Annotated in this window: 16 protein-coding genes; 9 read left to right on the top strand and 7 right to left on the bottom strand. The window is 67.1% G+C overall.

All coding sequences use genetic code 11. From position 1 onward, the window contains the following. Positions 1-57: 57 nt before the first annotated feature. Positions 58-1,503 carry a glucose-6-phosphate dehydrogenase gene (gene zwf, locus ACXRVZ_RS05265; protein WP_458232227.1) on the top strand — a complete coding sequence of 482 codons (1,446 nt, stop codon included), beginning with the start codon at positions 58-60 and terminating at the stop codon, positions 1,501-1,503. 2 nt (positions 1,504-1,505) lie between these two features. Beyond that, positions 1,506-2,366 (top strand): MurR/RpiR family transcriptional regulator, encoded by an 861-nt coding sequence (locus ACXRVZ_RS05260; RefSeq protein WP_457421018.1) that lies wholly within the window; start codon positions 1,506-1,508, stop codon positions 2,364-2,366. On the opposite strand, the gene ACXRVZ_RS05255 is transcribed toward ACXRVZ_RS05260, so the two are convergent. From ACXRVZ_RS05255 to ACXRVZ_RS05230, 6 genes are read right to left on the bottom strand one after another with little or no spacing between them, the layout of a single operon-like run. Next, positions 2,367-2,675: an STAS domain-containing protein gene (locus tag ACXRVZ_RS05255; protein ID WP_457420864.1), complete on the bottom strand. Its 309-nt coding sequence runs from the start codon at positions 2,673-2,675 to the stop codon at positions 2,367-2,369. A gap of 2 nt (positions 2,676-2,677) precedes the next feature. After that, a complete protein-coding gene (locus tag ACXRVZ_RS05250; protein WP_457420862.1) occupies positions 2,678-3,316 on the bottom strand; it encodes an MlaC/ttg2D family ABC transporter substrate-binding protein in 639 nt (212 codons plus the stop codon). Positions 3,317-3,375: 59 nt separating this feature from the next. Continuing rightward, a complete protein-coding gene (locus tag ACXRVZ_RS05245) occupies positions 3,376-4,230 on the bottom strand; it encodes an MlaA family lipoprotein (RefSeq protein ID WP_457420860.1) in 855 nt (284 codons plus the stop codon). Continuing rightward, a complete protein-coding gene (gene mlaD / locus ACXRVZ_RS05240; RefSeq protein ID WP_457420858.1) occupies positions 4,227-4,727 on the bottom strand; it encodes an outer membrane lipid asymmetry maintenance protein MlaD in 501 nt (166 codons plus the stop codon). The genes ACXRVZ_RS05245 and mlaD overlap by 4 nt, the downstream gene beginning before the upstream one ends. 18 nt (positions 4,728-4,745) lie before the next feature. Next, complete coding sequence (mlaE, locus tag ACXRVZ_RS05235; RefSeq protein ID WP_457420856.1) at positions 4,746-5,525, bottom strand: lipid asymmetry maintenance ABC transporter permease subunit MlaE; 780 nt, start codon at positions 5,523-5,525, stop codon at positions 4,746-4,748. Further along, on the bottom strand, positions 5,522-6,334 hold the full coding sequence (locus ACXRVZ_RS05230; protein WP_457420854.1) for an ABC transporter ATP-binding protein: 813 nt from the start codon (positions 6,332-6,334) through the stop codon (positions 5,522-5,524). The genes mlaE and ACXRVZ_RS05230 overlap by 4 nt, the downstream gene beginning before the upstream one ends. Before the next feature lie 303 nt (positions 6,335-6,637). Between ACXRVZ_RS05230 and ACXRVZ_RS05225 the strand changes: the two genes are divergently transcribed. The 7 genes from ACXRVZ_RS05225 to ACXRVZ_RS05195 all read left to right on the top strand — a co-directional run bounded on the left by ACXRVZ_RS05225 (position 6,638) and on the right by ACXRVZ_RS05195 (position 14,799). Beyond that, positions 6,638-7,081: a type IV pilin protein gene (locus ACXRVZ_RS05225; RefSeq protein ID WP_458232226.1), complete on the top strand. Its 444-nt coding sequence runs from the start codon at positions 6,638-6,640 to the stop codon at positions 7,079-7,081. Continuing rightward, positions 7,075-7,701 (top strand): pilus assembly FimT family protein, encoded by a 627-nt coding sequence (locus tag ACXRVZ_RS05220; RefSeq protein ID WP_457420850.1) that lies wholly within the window; start codon positions 7,075-7,077, stop codon positions 7,699-7,701. Before ACXRVZ_RS05225 ends, ACXRVZ_RS05220 begins: the two co-directional genes overlap by 7 nt. After that, positions 7,695-8,186, top strand: a complete 492-nt coding sequence (locus ACXRVZ_RS05215) for a type IV pilus modification PilV family protein (protein WP_457420848.1) — start codon at positions 7,695-7,697, stop codon at positions 8,184-8,186. Before ACXRVZ_RS05220 ends, ACXRVZ_RS05215 begins: the two co-directional genes overlap by 7 nt. After that, the gene (locus tag ACXRVZ_RS05210; RefSeq protein WP_457420846.1) at positions 8,186-9,226 is read left to right on the top strand and encodes a PilW family protein; all 1,041 of its coding nucleotides are present in this window, start codon (positions 8,186-8,188) and stop codon (positions 9,224-9,226) included. Before ACXRVZ_RS05215 ends, ACXRVZ_RS05210 begins: the two co-directional genes overlap by 1 nt. After that, positions 9,223-9,852 (top strand): PilX N-terminal domain-containing pilus assembly protein, encoded by a 630-nt coding sequence (locus tag ACXRVZ_RS05205; protein WP_457420844.1) that lies wholly within the window; start codon positions 9,223-9,225, stop codon positions 9,850-9,852. Before ACXRVZ_RS05210 ends, ACXRVZ_RS05205 begins: the two co-directional genes overlap by 4 nt. A 107-nt stretch (positions 9,853-9,959) precedes the next feature. Further along, positions 9,960-14,180 (top strand): PilC/PilY family type IV pilus protein, encoded by a 4,221-nt coding sequence (locus ACXRVZ_RS05200; protein WP_457420842.1) that lies wholly within the window; start codon positions 9,960-9,962, stop codon positions 14,178-14,180. Positions 14,181-14,184: 4 nt separating this feature from the next. Beyond that, positions 14,185-14,799: a hypothetical protein gene (locus tag ACXRVZ_RS05195; protein WP_457420840.1), complete on the top strand. Its 615-nt coding sequence runs from the start codon at positions 14,185-14,187 to the stop codon at positions 14,797-14,799. On the opposite strand, the gene ACXRVZ_RS05190 is transcribed toward ACXRVZ_RS05195, so the two are convergent. Next, complete coding sequence (locus ACXRVZ_RS05190; protein WP_457420838.1) at positions 14,796-16,271, bottom strand: glutamate synthase subunit beta; 1,476 nt, start codon at positions 16,269-16,271, stop codon at positions 14,796-14,798. The two genes, ACXRVZ_RS05195 and ACXRVZ_RS05190, sit on opposite strands and share 4 nt — an antisense overlap. Positions 16,272-16,273: the final 2 nt, after the last annotated feature.

Here is a 16,273-nt window from a genome sequence, read left to right as displayed (position 1 = left end):
CAACGGTTAGCGCCGCCCCTCGCTACAGAGGGAGACGCTGGCTTGGAGACTCCGCAGATGTCCTTCGATCTCGTGTTCTTTGGCGGTACCGGCGACCTGACGTGGCGCAAGCTGATGCCCGCGCTGTTCCAGGCCTTCCGGCACGGCAAGCTGCCCGAGGGCGGTCGAATTCTCGCCGTCGCGCGTGACGAACAGACGGACGAACGCTACCGCGAATGGCTGAAGGAGCGCTTCCGCGAGGTGGACGGCRCCAAGCGCCCGACCGACGAGGAGTTCGAGAAGTTCGGCGCGCTGATCCACTACCGCCGCATGGACCTGTCCCAGCCCGAGCATTACCAGGGCCTCAAGGACTGGCTGGACGCGCGCAATGCCGACACGGTCGTGCTGTACCTGGCGACCAGCCCGCATCTGTTCACCGGCATCTGCCAGCAGCTCGGCGCCGTCGGCCTGAACCACAGCAAGGTGCGCGTGGTGCTGGAGAAGCCGCTGGGCCACGACCTGGCCAGCGCGCAGGAGATCAACCGCGCGGTGCGCAGCGTCTTTGCCGAAAGCCAGGCCTTCCGCATCGACCACTACCTGGGCAAGCCCTCGGTGCAGAACCTGATGGCACTGCGCTTCGGCAATGCGCTGTTCGAGCCGCTGTGGCGCCGCGAGAGCATCGCCAACATCCAGATCACGCTGGCCGAGCGCCTGGGCGTGGGCACGCGTGGCGCCTTCTACGACGGCACGGGCGCGCTGCGCGACATGATCCAGAACCATGCGCTGCAGCTGCTGACGATGATCGCGATGGAGCCGCCGTCCAGCAACGACGCCGACGCCATCCGCGACGAGAAGCTCAAGGTGCTGCGCTCGCTCAAGCCCTTCACGGCCGAGAGCGTGGCCCGCGACGTCGTGCGCGGCCAGTACCGCGCCGGCAGCATCGAGGGCAAGGCCGTGCCGGGCTATCTGGAAGAGGTCAAGGTGCCGGCGGACAGCCAGTGCGAGACCTTCGTGGCCCTGCGCACCGAGGTCAACAACTGGCGCTGGGCCGGCGTGCCCTTCTACCTTCGCACCGGCAAGCGCCTGGCCGAGCGCGACGCGCAGATCGTCGTCAACTTCCGCCAGGTGCCGCACAAGATCTTCCCCGGCGGCAGCCAGCCGAATCGCCTCGTCATCAAGCTCCAGCCCGAGGACGGCCTGGAGCTGCAACTGCTGGCGCAGAAGGGCGCCAGTCACGGCGAGCAGCTGACACCGGTGTCGCTGGACCTGGACTTCGACAAGGCCTTTGCGACGCAGCGAGTCGGCGCCTACGAGCGCCTGCTGCTGGACGCCATCGCCGGCCGCCTGAACCTGTTCGTGCGCAGCGATGAGCAGGAGCAGGCCTGGCGCTGGGTCGAGCCCATTCTGGACGCATGGGAGGCTGACACGAGCGGCCCGCGTCCTTATTCCTGCGGTTCCTGGGGCCCGGCGGCGGCCAGCGCGCTGGTTGCGCGTGACGGTTTCCACTGGGCGGAAGAGCAATGAGCATCCTTGAACGAGTAAAGGCCGCCCTGCCGGCCCTGCCGCCGGCCGAACAGCGTGTCGCCAAGCTGCTTCTGCTGGACGCACGCAGCTTTGCCAGCCTGCCGGTCAGCGAACTGGCCGACCGCTCCCATGTGTCCAAGCCGACGGTGGTGCGCTTCTGCCGCAGCGTCGGCTACGACGGCCTGGCCGACTTCAAGCTGAAGTTGGCCGGCAGCGTCAACGAGGGCGTGCCCTTCGTCCACCGTGCCGTGGACGAGGACGACAAGCCGCAGGACATCATCGTCAAGGTGGTGGACAACGCCGTCGCCGCCCTGCTGCACTACCGCAACGACGCCGCCAGCCACGCCTTCGAGCGCGCCATCGAGGCGCTGGCCGACTCGGCCCGCCACAACAGGCGCATCGAGTTCTACGGCGTCGGCAATTCGGGCATCGTGGCCCAGGACGCGCAGCACAAGTTCTTCCGCCTTGGCGTGAACACGGTCGCCACCAGCGATGGCCATGTGCAGCTGATGAGCGCGACGATGCTGAGCGCGGGTGACTGCGCCGTCATCATCAGCAACTCCGGCCGCAGCCGCGATCTGCTGGACGCGGCCGACATCGCGCGCAAGAAGGGCGCGACCATCATCATCATCACGGCCAGCGCCTCGCCGCTGGCGCAGCTGGCCCTAGGCCCCAGCCAGATCCTGCTGGCGGTGGACCACCCCGAGGACTTCGACCGCTACAGCCCGATGGTGTCGCGGCTGCTGCACCTCATTGCGGTGGACATCCTGACGACGGGTGTGGCGCTGAAGCTGGGCCAGCAACTGCGGCCCATGCTGCAGGAGATCAAGAAGAACCTGCGCGCGAAACGTTACGCAGGTTGATCAGAGGGCTGTCGCAGAAGGCCAGAGCAGCTCGGCCACGCCGTAGACACGGGCCAGTTCGCGCAGCTTGTCGGGCGCGTTGTCGAGCTTCAGCGTCGCGCCCTGCTCGGTGCATTGGCGCCCAGCGGACAGCAGCAGGCTGAGGGCCGAGGAGTCGAAATCCGTCAGTTCGGCCGCTGACAGCCGCACCTCGCGGCCGGCCGCAGCGAGCACCTGGGCGGCCTCGGCGCGCAGCGCCGGCGACATCTGCGCCCAGGCGGCGCGGGCACCGTCAGTGCGCAGCCGCGAGGGCAGCTTCAATCCGCTCAAGATCAGCTCTTGGCGGCCGATGCGCCAGCCTTGGCGTTCTTGTCGGCCAGGCTCTTGATCAGGCCGTCGATGCCATTGGCGCCGATTTCCTGGGCAAAGCTGTTGCGGTACTGGTCGGCCAGCCAGATGCCGAGCACATTGACGTCGTAGATCTTCCAGACGGCGCCGCTCTTCTCCAGGCGGTAGTCGAGCTGGATGGCGTCGCCCTTGCCGCGGATCTCGGTGCGCACGACGACCTCGGTGTCGGTCGGCTGGGCGCGCAGCGGCTTCAGGCCGATGGTCTGGTCCTTCACCTGGGTCAGCGCACCGGCATAGGTGCGCACCAGCAGGGTCTTGAACTCGGCCTGCAGCTTGGCCTGCTGGTCAGGCGTGGCCTGGCGCCAGAAGCGGCCGACGGCAGAAGCCGTCATGCGCTGGAAGTTGACGTGGGGCATCACCTTGGCATCGACCAGGGCGATGATCTTGTTGACGTTGCCCGCCTGGATGTCCTTGTCGGCCTTGACGGCTTCGATGGTTTCCAGGGAGAGCTGGCGGATCAGCTGGTCGGGTGCGTTGGCGTCGGCGGCATGCGCGGCATGCACGAGGCCGAGGCCAAGGGTGGCCACGGTGAGCAGGCGGCGCAGGGAGGTCAACAAAGTCATGATGTCGCTTTCTCTGAACAGGACTGCCGCTTAACGCGCCAGCCCGGGTTTTGGTTGGCCTAGCGCGACGCGGCGGATGCCGGTTCAGCAGGCTTTTTCACTGTCGGCGCAGAGGCCGCAGCCTCCGGCGCAGAGGCCGCGTCAGCAGGTGCCGAAGCGCCGTTGCCCGGCACCAGCACCTCGACCTCGTCGTCATCGTCGAAGCTGCCACGGCGCTGCAGATAGGCGTCGCGATAGAAGGTGTACTTGTCCAGCGCGATGCCTTCCAGCATCTGGCCGGCGCGCAGGAAGTTGGCGCGGGTGTTGACACCGTTCAGCACCGTGATGGCGACCTTCTTGCTGCCATCATCGAACACGACACCCGGCGAGGCCTGCCAGTCCACCGGCAGCGCGAGGGAGTCGCGCACCGACGAGGGCCCGAACACGGGCCAGACGATGTAGGCGCCCGTGCCCATGCCCCAGTGGCCCAGCGTCTTGCCGAAGTCCTGGCTGTTCTTCTCCAGGCCCGCTTCGGTGGCAATGTCGAGCACACCGGCCAGGCCGAGCGTGGAGTTGACAGCAAAGCGCATGCCCTGCTCGACACCGGCCTTGAAGCGCCCCTGCAGCATCAGGTTGACCGCCGACCAGGCGTCGCCGATGTTGCCGAAGAAGTTGTCGATGCCGGTGCGGATGGGCGCAGGCACGATCTCGGAGTAGGCCGTCGCCACGGGCTTCAGCACGTTGGCGTCCAGCTTCTCGTTGAAGGCGAAGACCTTGCGGTTCCACTCCTCCCAGGGGTCCAGGCGCTGACCCTTGGAGCCCATCACCTTGTCTAAAGCTTTGTCGATGCGCGTGCCGACGCCCTTGACGGTCTGGCAGCCCACCAGGCCCGTCACCATCACGAGCAGCGCGAACCAGCGGATCAGTCGGCTCACGGCTTGCCTCCCGAGGCTGCGGCCGGCGTGGCGGCACTGCCCATGTCTGAGGCCTTGCTGTTGATGAACTGGCCGATCAGGTTCTCCAGCACGACGGCGCTCTGCGTCTGCATGATGAGGTCGCCGCTGGCGAGGTTCTTCTCGTCAGCGCCCGGTTCCAGGCCGATGTACTGCTCGCCGAGCAGGCCGGAGGTCAGGATCTTGGCCGAGCTGTCCTTGGGGAAGGCGGTGTTCTTGTTCAAGTTGATGACGACCTTGGCCTGGAAGGTCTTGTCGTCGAAGCTGATCGCGTCCACCCGGCCGACGACGACGCCGGCGCTCTTCACCGCTGCGTTGGGCTTGAGGCCGCCGATGTTGTCGAAGCGCGCCGACACCTGGTAGGTGGCGTCGAAATTGAGGCTGAGCAGATTGCCGGCCTTCAGCGCGAGGAAGAGCAGCGCCGCGCCGCCGAGCAGCACGAAGAAGCCCACCCAGGCGTCATGTCGAGAGGCTTGCATGTGTGTCCCTGACTCCAATCAAATCGAAAACATCATCGCGGTCAGCATGAAGTCCAGCGCCAGTACGGCGAGGGACGACAGCACAACGGTGCGCGTGGTGGCGGCCGACACGCCTTCGGGCGTGGGCCGGCAGGTATAGCCCTGCAGCAGTGCAACGAAAGTGACCGTCACGCCAAAAACCAGGCTCTTGACGACACCGTTGCCGATGTCCTTGAACACATCCACGCCGCCTTGCATCTGCGACCAGAAGGCGCCGGCGTCGATGCCGATCAGCGGCACCGCCACCAGCCAGCCGCCGATGATGCCGAGCGCCGAGAAGACTGCCGCAAGTAAGGGCATGGCAATAAAACCACCCCAGAAGCGCGGTGCCAGCACGCGCTGCACGGGGTCGACGGCCATCATCTCCATGGCGGTCAGCTGCTCACCGGCCTTCATCAGGCCGATCTCGGCCGTCAGCGACGTACCGGCCCGGCCGGCGAACAACAGCGCCGTGACGACGGGGCCCAGCTCGCGCACAAGGCTGAGCGCAACCAGCAGGCCGACCGCCTCCGCCGAGCCGTAGCGCTGCAGCGTGTAGTAACCCTGCAGCGCCAGCACGAAGCCGACGAAGAGGCCGGACACGCCAATGATGGACAGCGACTTGTTGCCCAGGTGGAAGACCTGCTCGCGAACCAGGACGAAGCGCGCCAGCGCATTGGGCGAGCGGCCCATCAGGCTGAAGAACAGCCGTGCGGCCGCGCCGACATCGGCCAGCGTCAGGCGCACGCCGGCACCGATACGGGCGGCGAAAGCCATCATGACGTCATTCCGAAGTCTTTGGCCACCGACACGGCCGGTTGGTGGAAGCGCACCGGCCCATCGGCCTCGGCCCCGACGAACTGACGCACGAGCGGGTCGTCGCTGTGGCGCAGTTCGTCCGGCGTGCCCTGGGCGACGACGCGGCCGTTGGCCACCATGGCCACCTCGTCGGCGATCTGGAAGGTCTCGTGCAGGTCGTGCGAGACGATGATGCTGGTCAGGCCCAGCGCGTCGTTCAGATCACGGATCAGGCGCGCGGCGACACCCAGGGAAATCGGGTCGAGGCCGGCGAAGGGCTCGTCATAGAGCACCAGATCGGGGTCCAGCGCGATGGCCCTGGCCAGCGCCACGCGACGCGCCATGCCGCCGGAAATCTCGCTGGGCAGCAGGTCGCGCGCACCGCGCAGGCCGACGGCGTTGAGCTTCATCAGCACGAGGTCGCGGATCATGGCCTCGGGCAGGTCGGTGTGCTCGCGCAGCGGGAAGGCCACATTCTCGAAGACGCTGAGGTCGGTGAACAGCGCGCCGAACTGGAACAGCATGCCCATGCGCCGGCGCACAGCGTAGAGGCCGTCCAGGTCCAGCGGCGCCAGGTCCTGGCCATCGAACAGCACCTCCCCCGAGATCGGGCGCAGCTGCCGGCCCAGCAGGCGCAGCACGGTGGTCTTGCCGCCACCCGAGGTGCCGATCAGCGCCAGGATCTTGCCGCGGGTGAGCTTGAGATTGACGCCATCCAGGATCACGCGGTCGCCATAGCCGACGCTGACGTTGCGCAGTTCGATCAGGGGAGCGGTGGTCAAGGGGTTCACGCGGGCGGGCCGAAACCTGCGGACAGAAAGGGCGCCATGATAGGGGAAACACCGAGTGCCCCCGGGCAAGCCTTGAATGCGTCCGAAAAGACGCCGACAAGCCGCCCAGGTGCCGCCCGATGTGGCTGTTACGTCTGCTTGCTCGCGTCAACCCCGTGGACGACTGCTGCGGGCGGCCAAAGCGTGCGCCAGTTCACAGATCGCGAACCTCCTGCGACCAGCGTTGATCGCGCCGCGACGAGCGGTAGGCTGCAATCAGGGGTCGACACCAAAATAGCTGCAACCGCCATGAACGCCGCCGCCATGCCCCGCCAACAACTATCCACTCCCGCCAGGGGCTTCACGCTCGTCGAGCTGATGATCACCGTGGCGATCATCTCCATCCTGGCCGCGGTGGCGGTGCCGCAGTACACAAGCTACATCACGCGCGGCCGCATCCCCGATGCAACGAACATGCTGGCCACCCGGGCGGTGCAGGCCGAGCAGTACTTTCAGGACAACCGCACCTACGCCAACGTCGGCGCGGCAAACAACCCGGCGTGCGTCAGCGACAGCTCGGGCAAGAGCTTCAACTTCAGCTGCTCCTCGGCCACCGCGACGGGCTTTGTCATCCAGGCCGTCGGCAAGGGCACGATGGCCGGCTTCACGTACACGATCAATCAAGCGAACGTCAAGACGTCCACAGTGCCGACCGGCTGGACCGGCTCGTCCACCTGCTGGGTCATCAAGAAGGACGGCTCGTGCTGAGCTTGCAGCGTCAACGGGGCGTGAGCCTGATCGAGGGGCTGGTGGCCCTGGTCATTGGCGGCATTCTGCTTGCCATGGCCCTGCCCAGCTTCTCCGCCTGGATCACCGGCACGCGCATCCGCGCGACGGCCGAGGGCCTGCTGTCCGGGCTTCAACTCGCCAAGAGCGAGGCGACGACGCGCAACACGCAGGTGCGCTTCCAGCTCACGACATCGCTGGATGCCAACTGCCGTCGCACCACGACCAGCGCCAACTGGGTCGTCGATGTCGTTGACGCCAATGCCGCAGCGGACTCGGTCGAAGGCCAGTGCAACGCGGCACCGAGCGACACCGTGGCGCCCAGCATCCTGCAGCTGCGTGCGGCGACAGAGACCGGCAGCGGCGCACTCGTCAACGCCGGCGCCGACCAGATCATCTTCAACGGCCTGGGCCGCCAGGCTCCGGTCGTGGTGGGCGGGGCGACGAATGCCGTCACGGTCGACATCACGCCGATCTCCGCCAACGGACGCTGTCTGAGCGATGGCGGCAAGATCACCTGCCTGCGCATCGTCATCTCGCCGGCGGGCCAGGTGCGCATGTGCAACCCCAGCGCCGCTTCTGCCGACCCGCAATCATGCTGAGCCGCTCCCGCCCTCACCGCGCGCAGGCCGGCGTCATGCTGCTGGAAGTGCTGATCGCGCTGCTGATCTTCTCGCTCGGCGTGCTCGGTCTCGTCGGCCTGCAGGCCAGCGCGGTGAAGCAGTCCGGCCAGGCCAAGTACCGCGCCGACGCGACGCTGCTGGCCAATGAGTTGATCGGGCAGATGTGGCTCAGCGGCCGCACCTTTGACGCCATCAACCTCGGCTTCAGTAGCGCCGGCGCCGGCGGCGCGCAGTACAACGCCTGGAAGGCGCGCGTGACGGCGGCGCTGCCGGGCGCCAGCGCCGCGCCGCCCATCGTCGCCGTGGCCCAGATCCAGCCGCTGCCCGCCCTCGTCGCTGGCACCCCGACGCCCTCTGCCCTCTTGCCCAGCACCCGCGTGACCATCACGATGCGCTGGAAGGCTCCGGGCGAACCGGCAGGTGACCCCCCCCACAGCTTCGTGCTGATCAACGAGATCAAGTGATGTCGCGCCTCGTTTCGCTCCCGTCGCGCCGCGCCGCCGGCTTCAGCCTGGTGGAGTTGATGGTGGGCATCGTCGTCGCCATGGCGGCGGTGGTCGTCGTCATGCAGGTCTTCAAAGTCACGGAGGGCCAGCGCCGCAACACCACGGGCGGTGACGACGCCGCGACCACCGGTGCCATCGCGGTGAGTCTGCTGCAGCGCGACCTGCGTCAGGCGGGACAGGGCTTCCTGAACCCGCAGATGCTGGGCTGCCGGCTCAACCTGGGCAACAACCGCAATGTGGGTGAACTCGTGCCGGTGCAGATCAACCCCGCCGGCATCCCGGCAGGGGACGAGAACACGGACGTGCTGCTGATCAGCTATGGCTCGGGCTGGGGTGCGCCGGAAGGCTCACGCATCGTCTCGCAGACCGGGCCGAGCACCTACAACGTCGGCGCGCCGCAGGCCTATCAGGTCGGCGACCGCGTCGTCGCCACGCCCGGCATCCCCGCCGGCGCCTGCATCCTCGAACTCACCAGCCTGGCCGCTGCACCGGCGGGCAACGCGGTGACGGTGAGCCTGGGCATCGCCGGTGCATCCAACGGCACGCTGCTCAACATGGGGCGCGCGCCGCGTTTCGTGGCCTACGCCGTGCGCTCGAGCCGGCTGACCGCCTGCGAGCTGCTCGTGCAGAACTGCAACGACGCTGCGCCGGACAACTGGACCGAGGTCGCCGACAACATCGTCAGCCTGCGGGCCGAGTACGCCATCGACAACTCCGCCACCAGCGACCTCATCGTGGACACCTACGGACAGGCCGCGCCCATGCTGTTCGGCGCCACCTGCGCCTGGGCGCGGGTCATCGGAGTGCGCTTCGCGCTGGTGGCGCGCAGCCGCCAGGCCGAAACCGCCGACATCCCCACCGCCGCCCCAACCTGGAGCGCCGGTGCGTCCACGCCCATCACGCTGGAAGACGGCTGGCAGCGCTTCCGCTACAAGACCTTCGAAACCACCGTGCCGCTGCGCAACATGCCGGCCAGCTTTGCGGGATGCCGCCCATGACACCCTCCAACCGTCATCAACGTGGCCTCGTGCTGGTGCTGGCCCTGGTCGTGCTGGCGGCTATGTCGCTGGCCGCCGTCGGCCTCATGCGCGGCGTGTTCGGCAGCAACCGCGTCGCCGGCAACCTGGCCTATCAGCAGGCGGCGGTGCAGGCGGCCGACGTCGGGGCCGAGACCGCCATCGCCTGGCTGGAGCAGCTGTCATCCGAAACAGTGCCGGGTGCCGCAGCCAGTTCGCCAGCCGTCGATGCCAACCGGCTCTATGGCCACCTGAAGACCAGTCAGGGTGCCACCTACAACTACGTGGCCACGCGCGCCGACCCGGGCGTCGGACAGAGCTGGGAGGGCTTCTGGCAGACCCTGGTGGGTGCCGGCCAGGTGAACGCCCTGCCTGTCGACGCCACCGGCAACAACGTGTCCTTCGTCATCCACCGCCTGTGCGCCCTGCCGGGCGCACCCAAGGATGCCGCCTGCGAAACCGCCCCTGTGCCGACGACGGCAACCAATGGCGGCAAGCAGGACATCAAGCAACCCGATGCCCTGGGCCAGGTCTATTACCGCATCACCGTGCGCGTCCAAGGCCCACGCAACGCCACCAGTTTCATCCAGGTTATGGCCGCCATCTGAGCGGCTCCCCTCCTGACGAGGTCATCATGAAGTGCAGCTACCGCCAAGTCGTCGCCCGGGTCCTGGGCCTGTGGGCCATCTGTCTAAGTCAATTCAGCGCTGCTGCGGTGACAGACATTGCTCAGTCGCCACTGATCGTCGCCTCGCCCGACGCCGTCAAGACCAACCTGCTGTTCATCATCGACGACTCGGGCTCGATGAACTTCGACTTCCTGCCCGACCACATCAACGGCGACGGCAGCCCTGACCCCGCACTGTGCCGCAGCACCGGTGCCACGCCGGTGAGCAGCGGCAACTTCGGCAACCCCTGCTGCATCGGCGGGAACAGCTCGGCCGCCTGCTGGACGGGTGCGGCGCCCTTCGGCACCATGCGCGGCCAACCGCCCTTCCTGGCGGCAAGCTTCAATGGCCTGGCCTACGACCCCAATATCCGCTACCTGCCGCCGGTCAAGGCCGACGGCTCCTCCTGGGCCAGCCAGACCCGTGCGGCCACGACCAGCTGGACCCTGGTCAAGAACGATGCCTACAACATCCAGAACACCAACAGCATCGATCTGATCACGCAGTACCCCGACACCGCCTGGTGCGTCGACGCCACCAACACCGACTGCCTGCGCAACGACAACTACGTGCTGCCGGGCACGGTGGCCGGCAAGGCTTACACGACCTATTTCGCGACCGTCGCGAGCGGCACGGGCTCCGTCGCGACCGGCGCGCCGGACAACGCGACGGTCACGGCGGGCCGGGCATTCGGGCCGCACTTCTACACCATCGTTGCTGCCGAGTACTGCAACAACGTCAACCTGCGTGACTGCCAAGCCTCGTCGAGCGGCGCCTACACCATCCCGGCGCCGCTGCGATGGTGCAAGACGGACGCAGACTCCCGGGCCTCAAGCCCGGCCGTCGCCGCCTGCCAGGCCACGCGCAACGGCACGTTCTCCTTTGCCCGCTTCCCGACCAAGTTCTTCTCTGCCGGTTCCGCAGGCGCCCCGTCCACCCGCGCCAAGGTCACGTTCACGATCACGGGCACCCCGAGCTGCAACATCCAGGTCACCGCAGTGACGGTGGGCGGCCTGAACCTGCTCAACGCCAGCACGACCTCCAGCAACAACCGCAACACCATCGGCACGAATATCAAGGACCAGATCAACGCCAAGACGGCGACGGGCTACACGGCCGTCATCACCAACAGCGGCCGCACCGTCACCATCACCGCCCCGGCCGATCTCAACACCACGGCCACGATCTCGCTCACGCGCACACCGGGCAACTGCACCTTCCCGCTGGACAACAACACGCCGGCCTTCAGCGGCTATGCACCCGCCGTAGCTGCCGTCCCGGGCAGCTATACCGGTCGCTTCCAGCGCATTGACATCGTGTCAACTGCTGCCCCGTTCTCGCGGCCCGTCGCCCGCAGCGACTGTGCGGACATCTACACCAGGAAGACTGCCGGCATCTGCACCTACGACGAGGAGATGACCAATTTCGCGAACTGGTGGACCTACTACCACTCGCGGATGCAGTCGATGAAGTCCTCGGCGGCCCTGGCCTTCGGCGGCATCGGCAACAACCGCCGCGTCGGCTACCTCAGCATCAACAACAGCACGAGCAGGGACTACCTGAACCTGAACACCTTCGAAGACGTGAGCGCCACCGGCTATGTCCAGAAGACGAACTGGTTCTCCAAGCTCGTGGCGGCCAAACCCAACAACTCGACGCCGCTGCGCGCCGCGCTGTCGACCGCCGGCAAGCTCTTTGCCGGCAAGCTGAACAACACCACGCTGAACGGGTCGACCGTCAAGGACCCGATCCAGTACTCCTGTCAGCGCAATTTCACCATCCTGTCCACCGACGGGTTCTGGAACGAAACCACGACGCCCACCAACCTGGACGGCACCGAAATCGGCGACCAGGACGGCACGCTGGATCGACCCAGGCTTGACGGCAACGCCACGCCCAACACGCTGGCCGACGTGTCGGCCTACTACGCCAACACCGACCTGCGCACCGGCACCACCGGCAGCGCCGCCTGCCTCAGCGGCAGCGGCACGGGGGCCGACGTCTGCGGCAACAGCACCAACACGGCCATCAAGCCGCACGAAGTGCAGAACATGAAGACCTTCACCCTGGGCCTGGGCGCCTCGGGCTACATGCAGTTCTCGCCGAACTACCTGACGGATGTCAGCGGCGACTTCTACTCGGTCAAAGCCGGTGTGACACCCAATACCGACGCCGGGATCTGCTCCTGGCAGACCAGTGGCGACTGCAACTGGCCCACGCCGGCGAGCAACACGTTGACCACCATCGACGACCTCTGGCACGCGGCAGTCAACGGCGGCGGCACCTACTTCAGCGCCTCCAACCCGACGTCGCTCTACACCGGCCTGGCCAGCGCCATCAAGGCGCTGGACGGCCAGACCGGCGCCGCAGCGGCCGCCTCGGTCAGCAACCCCAACATCTCGACGGGGGACAACAAGATCTTCGTCTCCAACTTCATCTCTTCGGAATGGTCCGGCGAAGTGCGCAGCCTGGAGATGAGCATAGAGACGGGCTCGGTGAATACAGATACGCCCAACTGGTCGGCGCGCACCCTGCTGGACGCCAACACCTCGCGCACTGTCTACATGTTCGCGGCCGCTGAAACCAGCAAGCTCAAGCCGTTCGCGTGGGCGTCGATGAGCGCCACCGAGAAAGCCAATTTCGGCCTGGCCAACCTGACGACCAGCGGCCGCTCCCTGAGTCAGTTCTGCGCTTTTGGCCCCTACTGCCTGAGCGCCATCGACCAGCTCGCCGCTGCCGGCGAACCGCTGGTGAACTACCTGCGCGGTCAGCGCAACAACGAAGGCGAACTGGGCGACCCCGCCAAGTACTTCCGCCAGCGCGCCCATGTGCTGGGCGACATCATCAACTCCGAGGCAGCCTACGTCTCCAAGTCCTTGGTCAACTACGTTGAGGAGGGCTACAACGGCTACAAGGCCACGGCGGCCGCCCGCACCGGCATGGTCTATGTCGCGGCCAATGACGGCATGCTGCACGCCTTCCGCGCAGACACCGGCGCGGAGGTGTGGGCCTATGTGCCGACGGCCGTGCTGCCCAACCTCTACAAGCTGGCCGACAAGCAGTACGCCACCCAGCATCAGTACTTCGTCGATGGCTCGCCCATCGCCCGCGATGTCCGCATCAACGGCGAATGGCGCACCATCCTCATCGGCGGTCAGGGCGCCGGCGGCCGCAGCTATTACGCGCTGGACGTGACCAACCCGGCGGAGCCCAAGGCGCTGTGGGAATTCACCGACAACAACCTCGGCCTGACCGCAGGCAAGCCGGAGATCGGCAAGCTCAGGGACGGCACCTGGGTGGTCATGTTCGGCTCGGGCTACAACAACGTGTCGCCGGGCGATGGCGTCGGCCGTCTGTACGTCCTCAACGCCGCTACAGGCGCGCTGATCCGCAGCATCTCCACCGGCGCCGGCGATGTCACCACGCCTTCGGGCCTGGCCCACATCACGGCCTGGGTGGACGATGGCGACGCCGACAACACCAAGCAGCGTGTCTATGCCGGCGACAACCTCGGCAATCTCTGGCGCTTCGACGTCAACAACATCCTCGGTCCAGCGGGCTACGAGGCCCAGCGCCTCGCCACGCTCAGGTCCAAGACCGGCGTGCCCCAACCCGTCACCTCGCGCCCCGAGCTGGGCCTGGTCGGCACCTATGTGATGGTCTTCGTCGGCACAGGCCGCTACCTCGGCGCTGCCGACTTGAACGACACCAGCTCGCAGAGCATCTACGGCATCCGGGACAAGCTCAACACCACCGACATTGGCGACCCGCGCAACACGGGGAACAAGTTTGTCGAGCAGACGCTGACGGCTGGCATCTGCCCTGCCGGCACGACCACCTGCAAGGTCGGTCAGGTCGTGCGCACGAACAACGCACCCAGGGCGGTCAACCTGGCCACGGACGGCGGATGGTTCGTCGACTTGCCGCAGAGCCGCGAACGGGTCAACACCGACCCGCAACTCATCCTTGGCACATTGATCGTGACGTCCAACGTCGTCGAGGCCGGCAACGTCTGCAGTGCGGACGGCAGCAGTTGGCTCAATTACTTCGACTACCGGACCGGCGCCCCGGTCGACGCCAAGAACGTGTCCAGCGTGTCGCAAGGCAACGCGACGTCCTCACGCATGACCGTCACGGCGCTGCCGAATGGCGACTACGGCGGCATCGTCATCTGTTCCACGGGTTGCATCCGGGAAGAGAAGCCGCCGGTGCAGACACAGAGCACGGGCACCCGCCGAATCTCCTGGCGCGACCTGCTGCAGCAGTGAGCGCGTGAAGACCGCCAAAGCCATGGCGGCCTGCGTCGCCCTGGCGATGGGCGCGCATGCCGCCTTGCTGCTGCACCAGACGCCGGGCACGGAGCGCCCGGCGCATCCGGCTGGGGCGGCGCTGTCGGTACGGCTGCAGCAAGCTGAAGCCCCCACCGTTGCGGCGGCTCTGCCCGAGACAGAAGTGACCGAGGCGCCGCCGCTTCCCCAGGGACCGGCAACAACAGCGGCCGCTACGACGACAGGATCGAGCGACGAGGCGGCGCCTTCGTTCGAAGGCGGGCCACCGTGCATCGACTTCCCCGATGCGCCCCTGCCCGCAGGCGGCGCCGAAGTACGCGCCCATCTCGTGCTGGACGATCAAGGCATGGCCCGGACCGTCATCACGGCGGCGACGCCTGGCGTGCCGCTTGGCTTTCAGAAGGTGACTGAGCTCGGGCTGAAGCAGGCCCGCCTTCATGCCCCGCAGGGCACGGGGTATTGCCTGCTCGTCCGCTTCGATCCGGAGGCCGCCGCCGCCAAGCTGGCCTGGCTGCCCGGCGCCGCACAGGACGCGGCGCGCTGCCTCGCCGGCGCCCTCCCGGCGCCGCGCGAGATCGCGCCCAACCCTTCGCCTTAGCGCGGCAGGCTGCTCACGCCCATCAGGTACTCGTCCACCGCCTTCGCGGCCTGGCGGCCTTCGCGGATGGCCCAGACGACCAGGCTCTGGCCACGGCGGATGTCGCCGGCGGCGAAGACCTTGTCGACGTTGGTCTTGTAGGCGTTCACACCTTCGGTCGACGCCTTGCCGTTGCCGCGCGCATCCTTGTCGACGCCGAAGGCTTCCAGCACGGTCGCGACCGGGGCCGTGAAGCCCATGGCCAGCAACGCCAGGTCGGCCTTCAGGATCTGCTCGCTGCCTTCGACCTCGGTCATCTTGCCGCCCTGCCATTGCAGGCGCACGGTCTTGACGCCGGTGAGCTTGCCCTTCTCACCCAGGAATTCCTTGGTGGCGATGGCGAACTCGCGCTCACAGCCCTCTTCGTGACTGGACGAGGTGCGCAGCTTGATCGGCCAGTAGGGCCAGGTCATCGGGCGGTCTTCCACTTCGGGCGGCTGGGGCAGCAGCTCGAACTGGGTGACGCTCTTGGCGCCGTGGCGGTTGCTGGTGCCGACACAGTCGCTGCCGGTGTCGCCGCCGCCGATGACGATGACGTGCTTGCCGTCGGCGCGCAGCTGGTTCTTCAACTTGTCGCCGGCGTTGATCTTGTTCTGCTGCGGCAGGAACTCCATCGCGAAGTGCACGCCGGAGAGCTCACGGCCGGGCACAGGCAGGTCACGCGACTGCTCGGCACCGCCGGTCAGCACGACGGCGTCGAACTGCGCCTTCAGGTCATCGGCGCTGATCGTCTCTGTCGCCCAGTTAGTGACCTTGGAGCCTTCAGGCAGCGAAGCGACCATCACGCCGGTGCGGAACTCGACGCCCTCGGCCTTCATCTGCTCGACGCGGCGGTCGATGTGGGACTTCTCCATCTTGAAGTCCGGGATGCCGTAGCGCAGCAGGCCGCCGACGCGATCGTTCTTCTCGAACACGGTGACGCTGTGGCCGACGCGGGCCAGCTGCTGGGCTGCCGCCAGGCCGGCGGGGCCGGCGCCGACGACGGCCACCTTCTTGCCGGTCTTGACCTTCGGCGGTTGCGCCGTGACCCAGCCTTCGGCCCAGGCGCGGTCAATGATGGCGTGCTCGATGGACTTGATGCCGACGGCGTCGTCATTGACGTTCAGCGTGCAGGCGGCCTCGCAGGGTGCGGGGCAGATGCGGCCGGTGAACTCGGGGAAGTTGTTGGTGCTGTGCAGAACGGTGATGGCGTTCTTCCAGTCCTCCGGCCGGCCCTTGTAGACCAGGTCGTTGAAGTCCGGAATGACGTTGTTGACCGGGCAGCCGCTGTTGCAGAACGGCGTGCCGCAGTCCATGCAGCGCGCGCCTTGCTGCTTGGCCTGATCGACGTTCAGGCCGATGACGAATTCCTTGTAGTTCTTCAGACGAACCGGCGCGGGCTCGTAGCCCTCTTCCAGACGTTCGTACTCCATGAAGCCGGTGACTTTTCCCACGC

This window comes from Roseateles sp. P5_E8 (assembly GCF_054177665.1).
Note: the sequence above shows the minus strand (reverse complement) of the source record. Positions and strands in the feature narration are given on the sequence as shown.

Bases quoted from the DNA above. Each gene is read 5' to 3' on its own strand.
- ACXRVZ_RS05250 (WP_457420862.1), bottom strand. From the start codon at position 3,316: ATGACTTTGTTGACCTCCCTGCGCCGCCTGCTCACCGTGGCCACCCTT.
- mlaD (WP_457420858.1), bottom strand. From the start codon at position 4,727: ATGCAAGCCTCTCGACATGACGCCTGGGTGGGCTTCTTCGTGCTGCTC.
- mlaE (WP_457420856.1), bottom strand. From the start codon at position 5,525: ATGATGGCTTTCGCCGCCCGTATCGGTGCCGGCGTGCGCCTGACGCTG.
- ACXRVZ_RS05225 (WP_458232226.1), top strand. From the start codon at position 6,638: ATGCCCCGCCAACAACTATCCACTCCCGCCAGGGGCTTCACGCTCGTC.
- ACXRVZ_RS05215 (WP_457420848.1), top strand. From the start codon at position 7,695: ATGCTGAGCCGCTCCCGCCCTCACCGCGCGCAGGCCGGCGTCATGCTG.
- ACXRVZ_RS05210 (WP_457420846.1), top strand. From the start codon at position 8,186: ATGTCGCGCCTCGTTTCGCTCCCGTCGCGCCGCGCCGCCGGCTTCAGC.
- ACXRVZ_RS05205 (WP_457420844.1), top strand. From the start codon at position 9,223: ATGACACCCTCCAACCGTCATCAACGTGGCCTCGTGCTGGTGCTGGCC.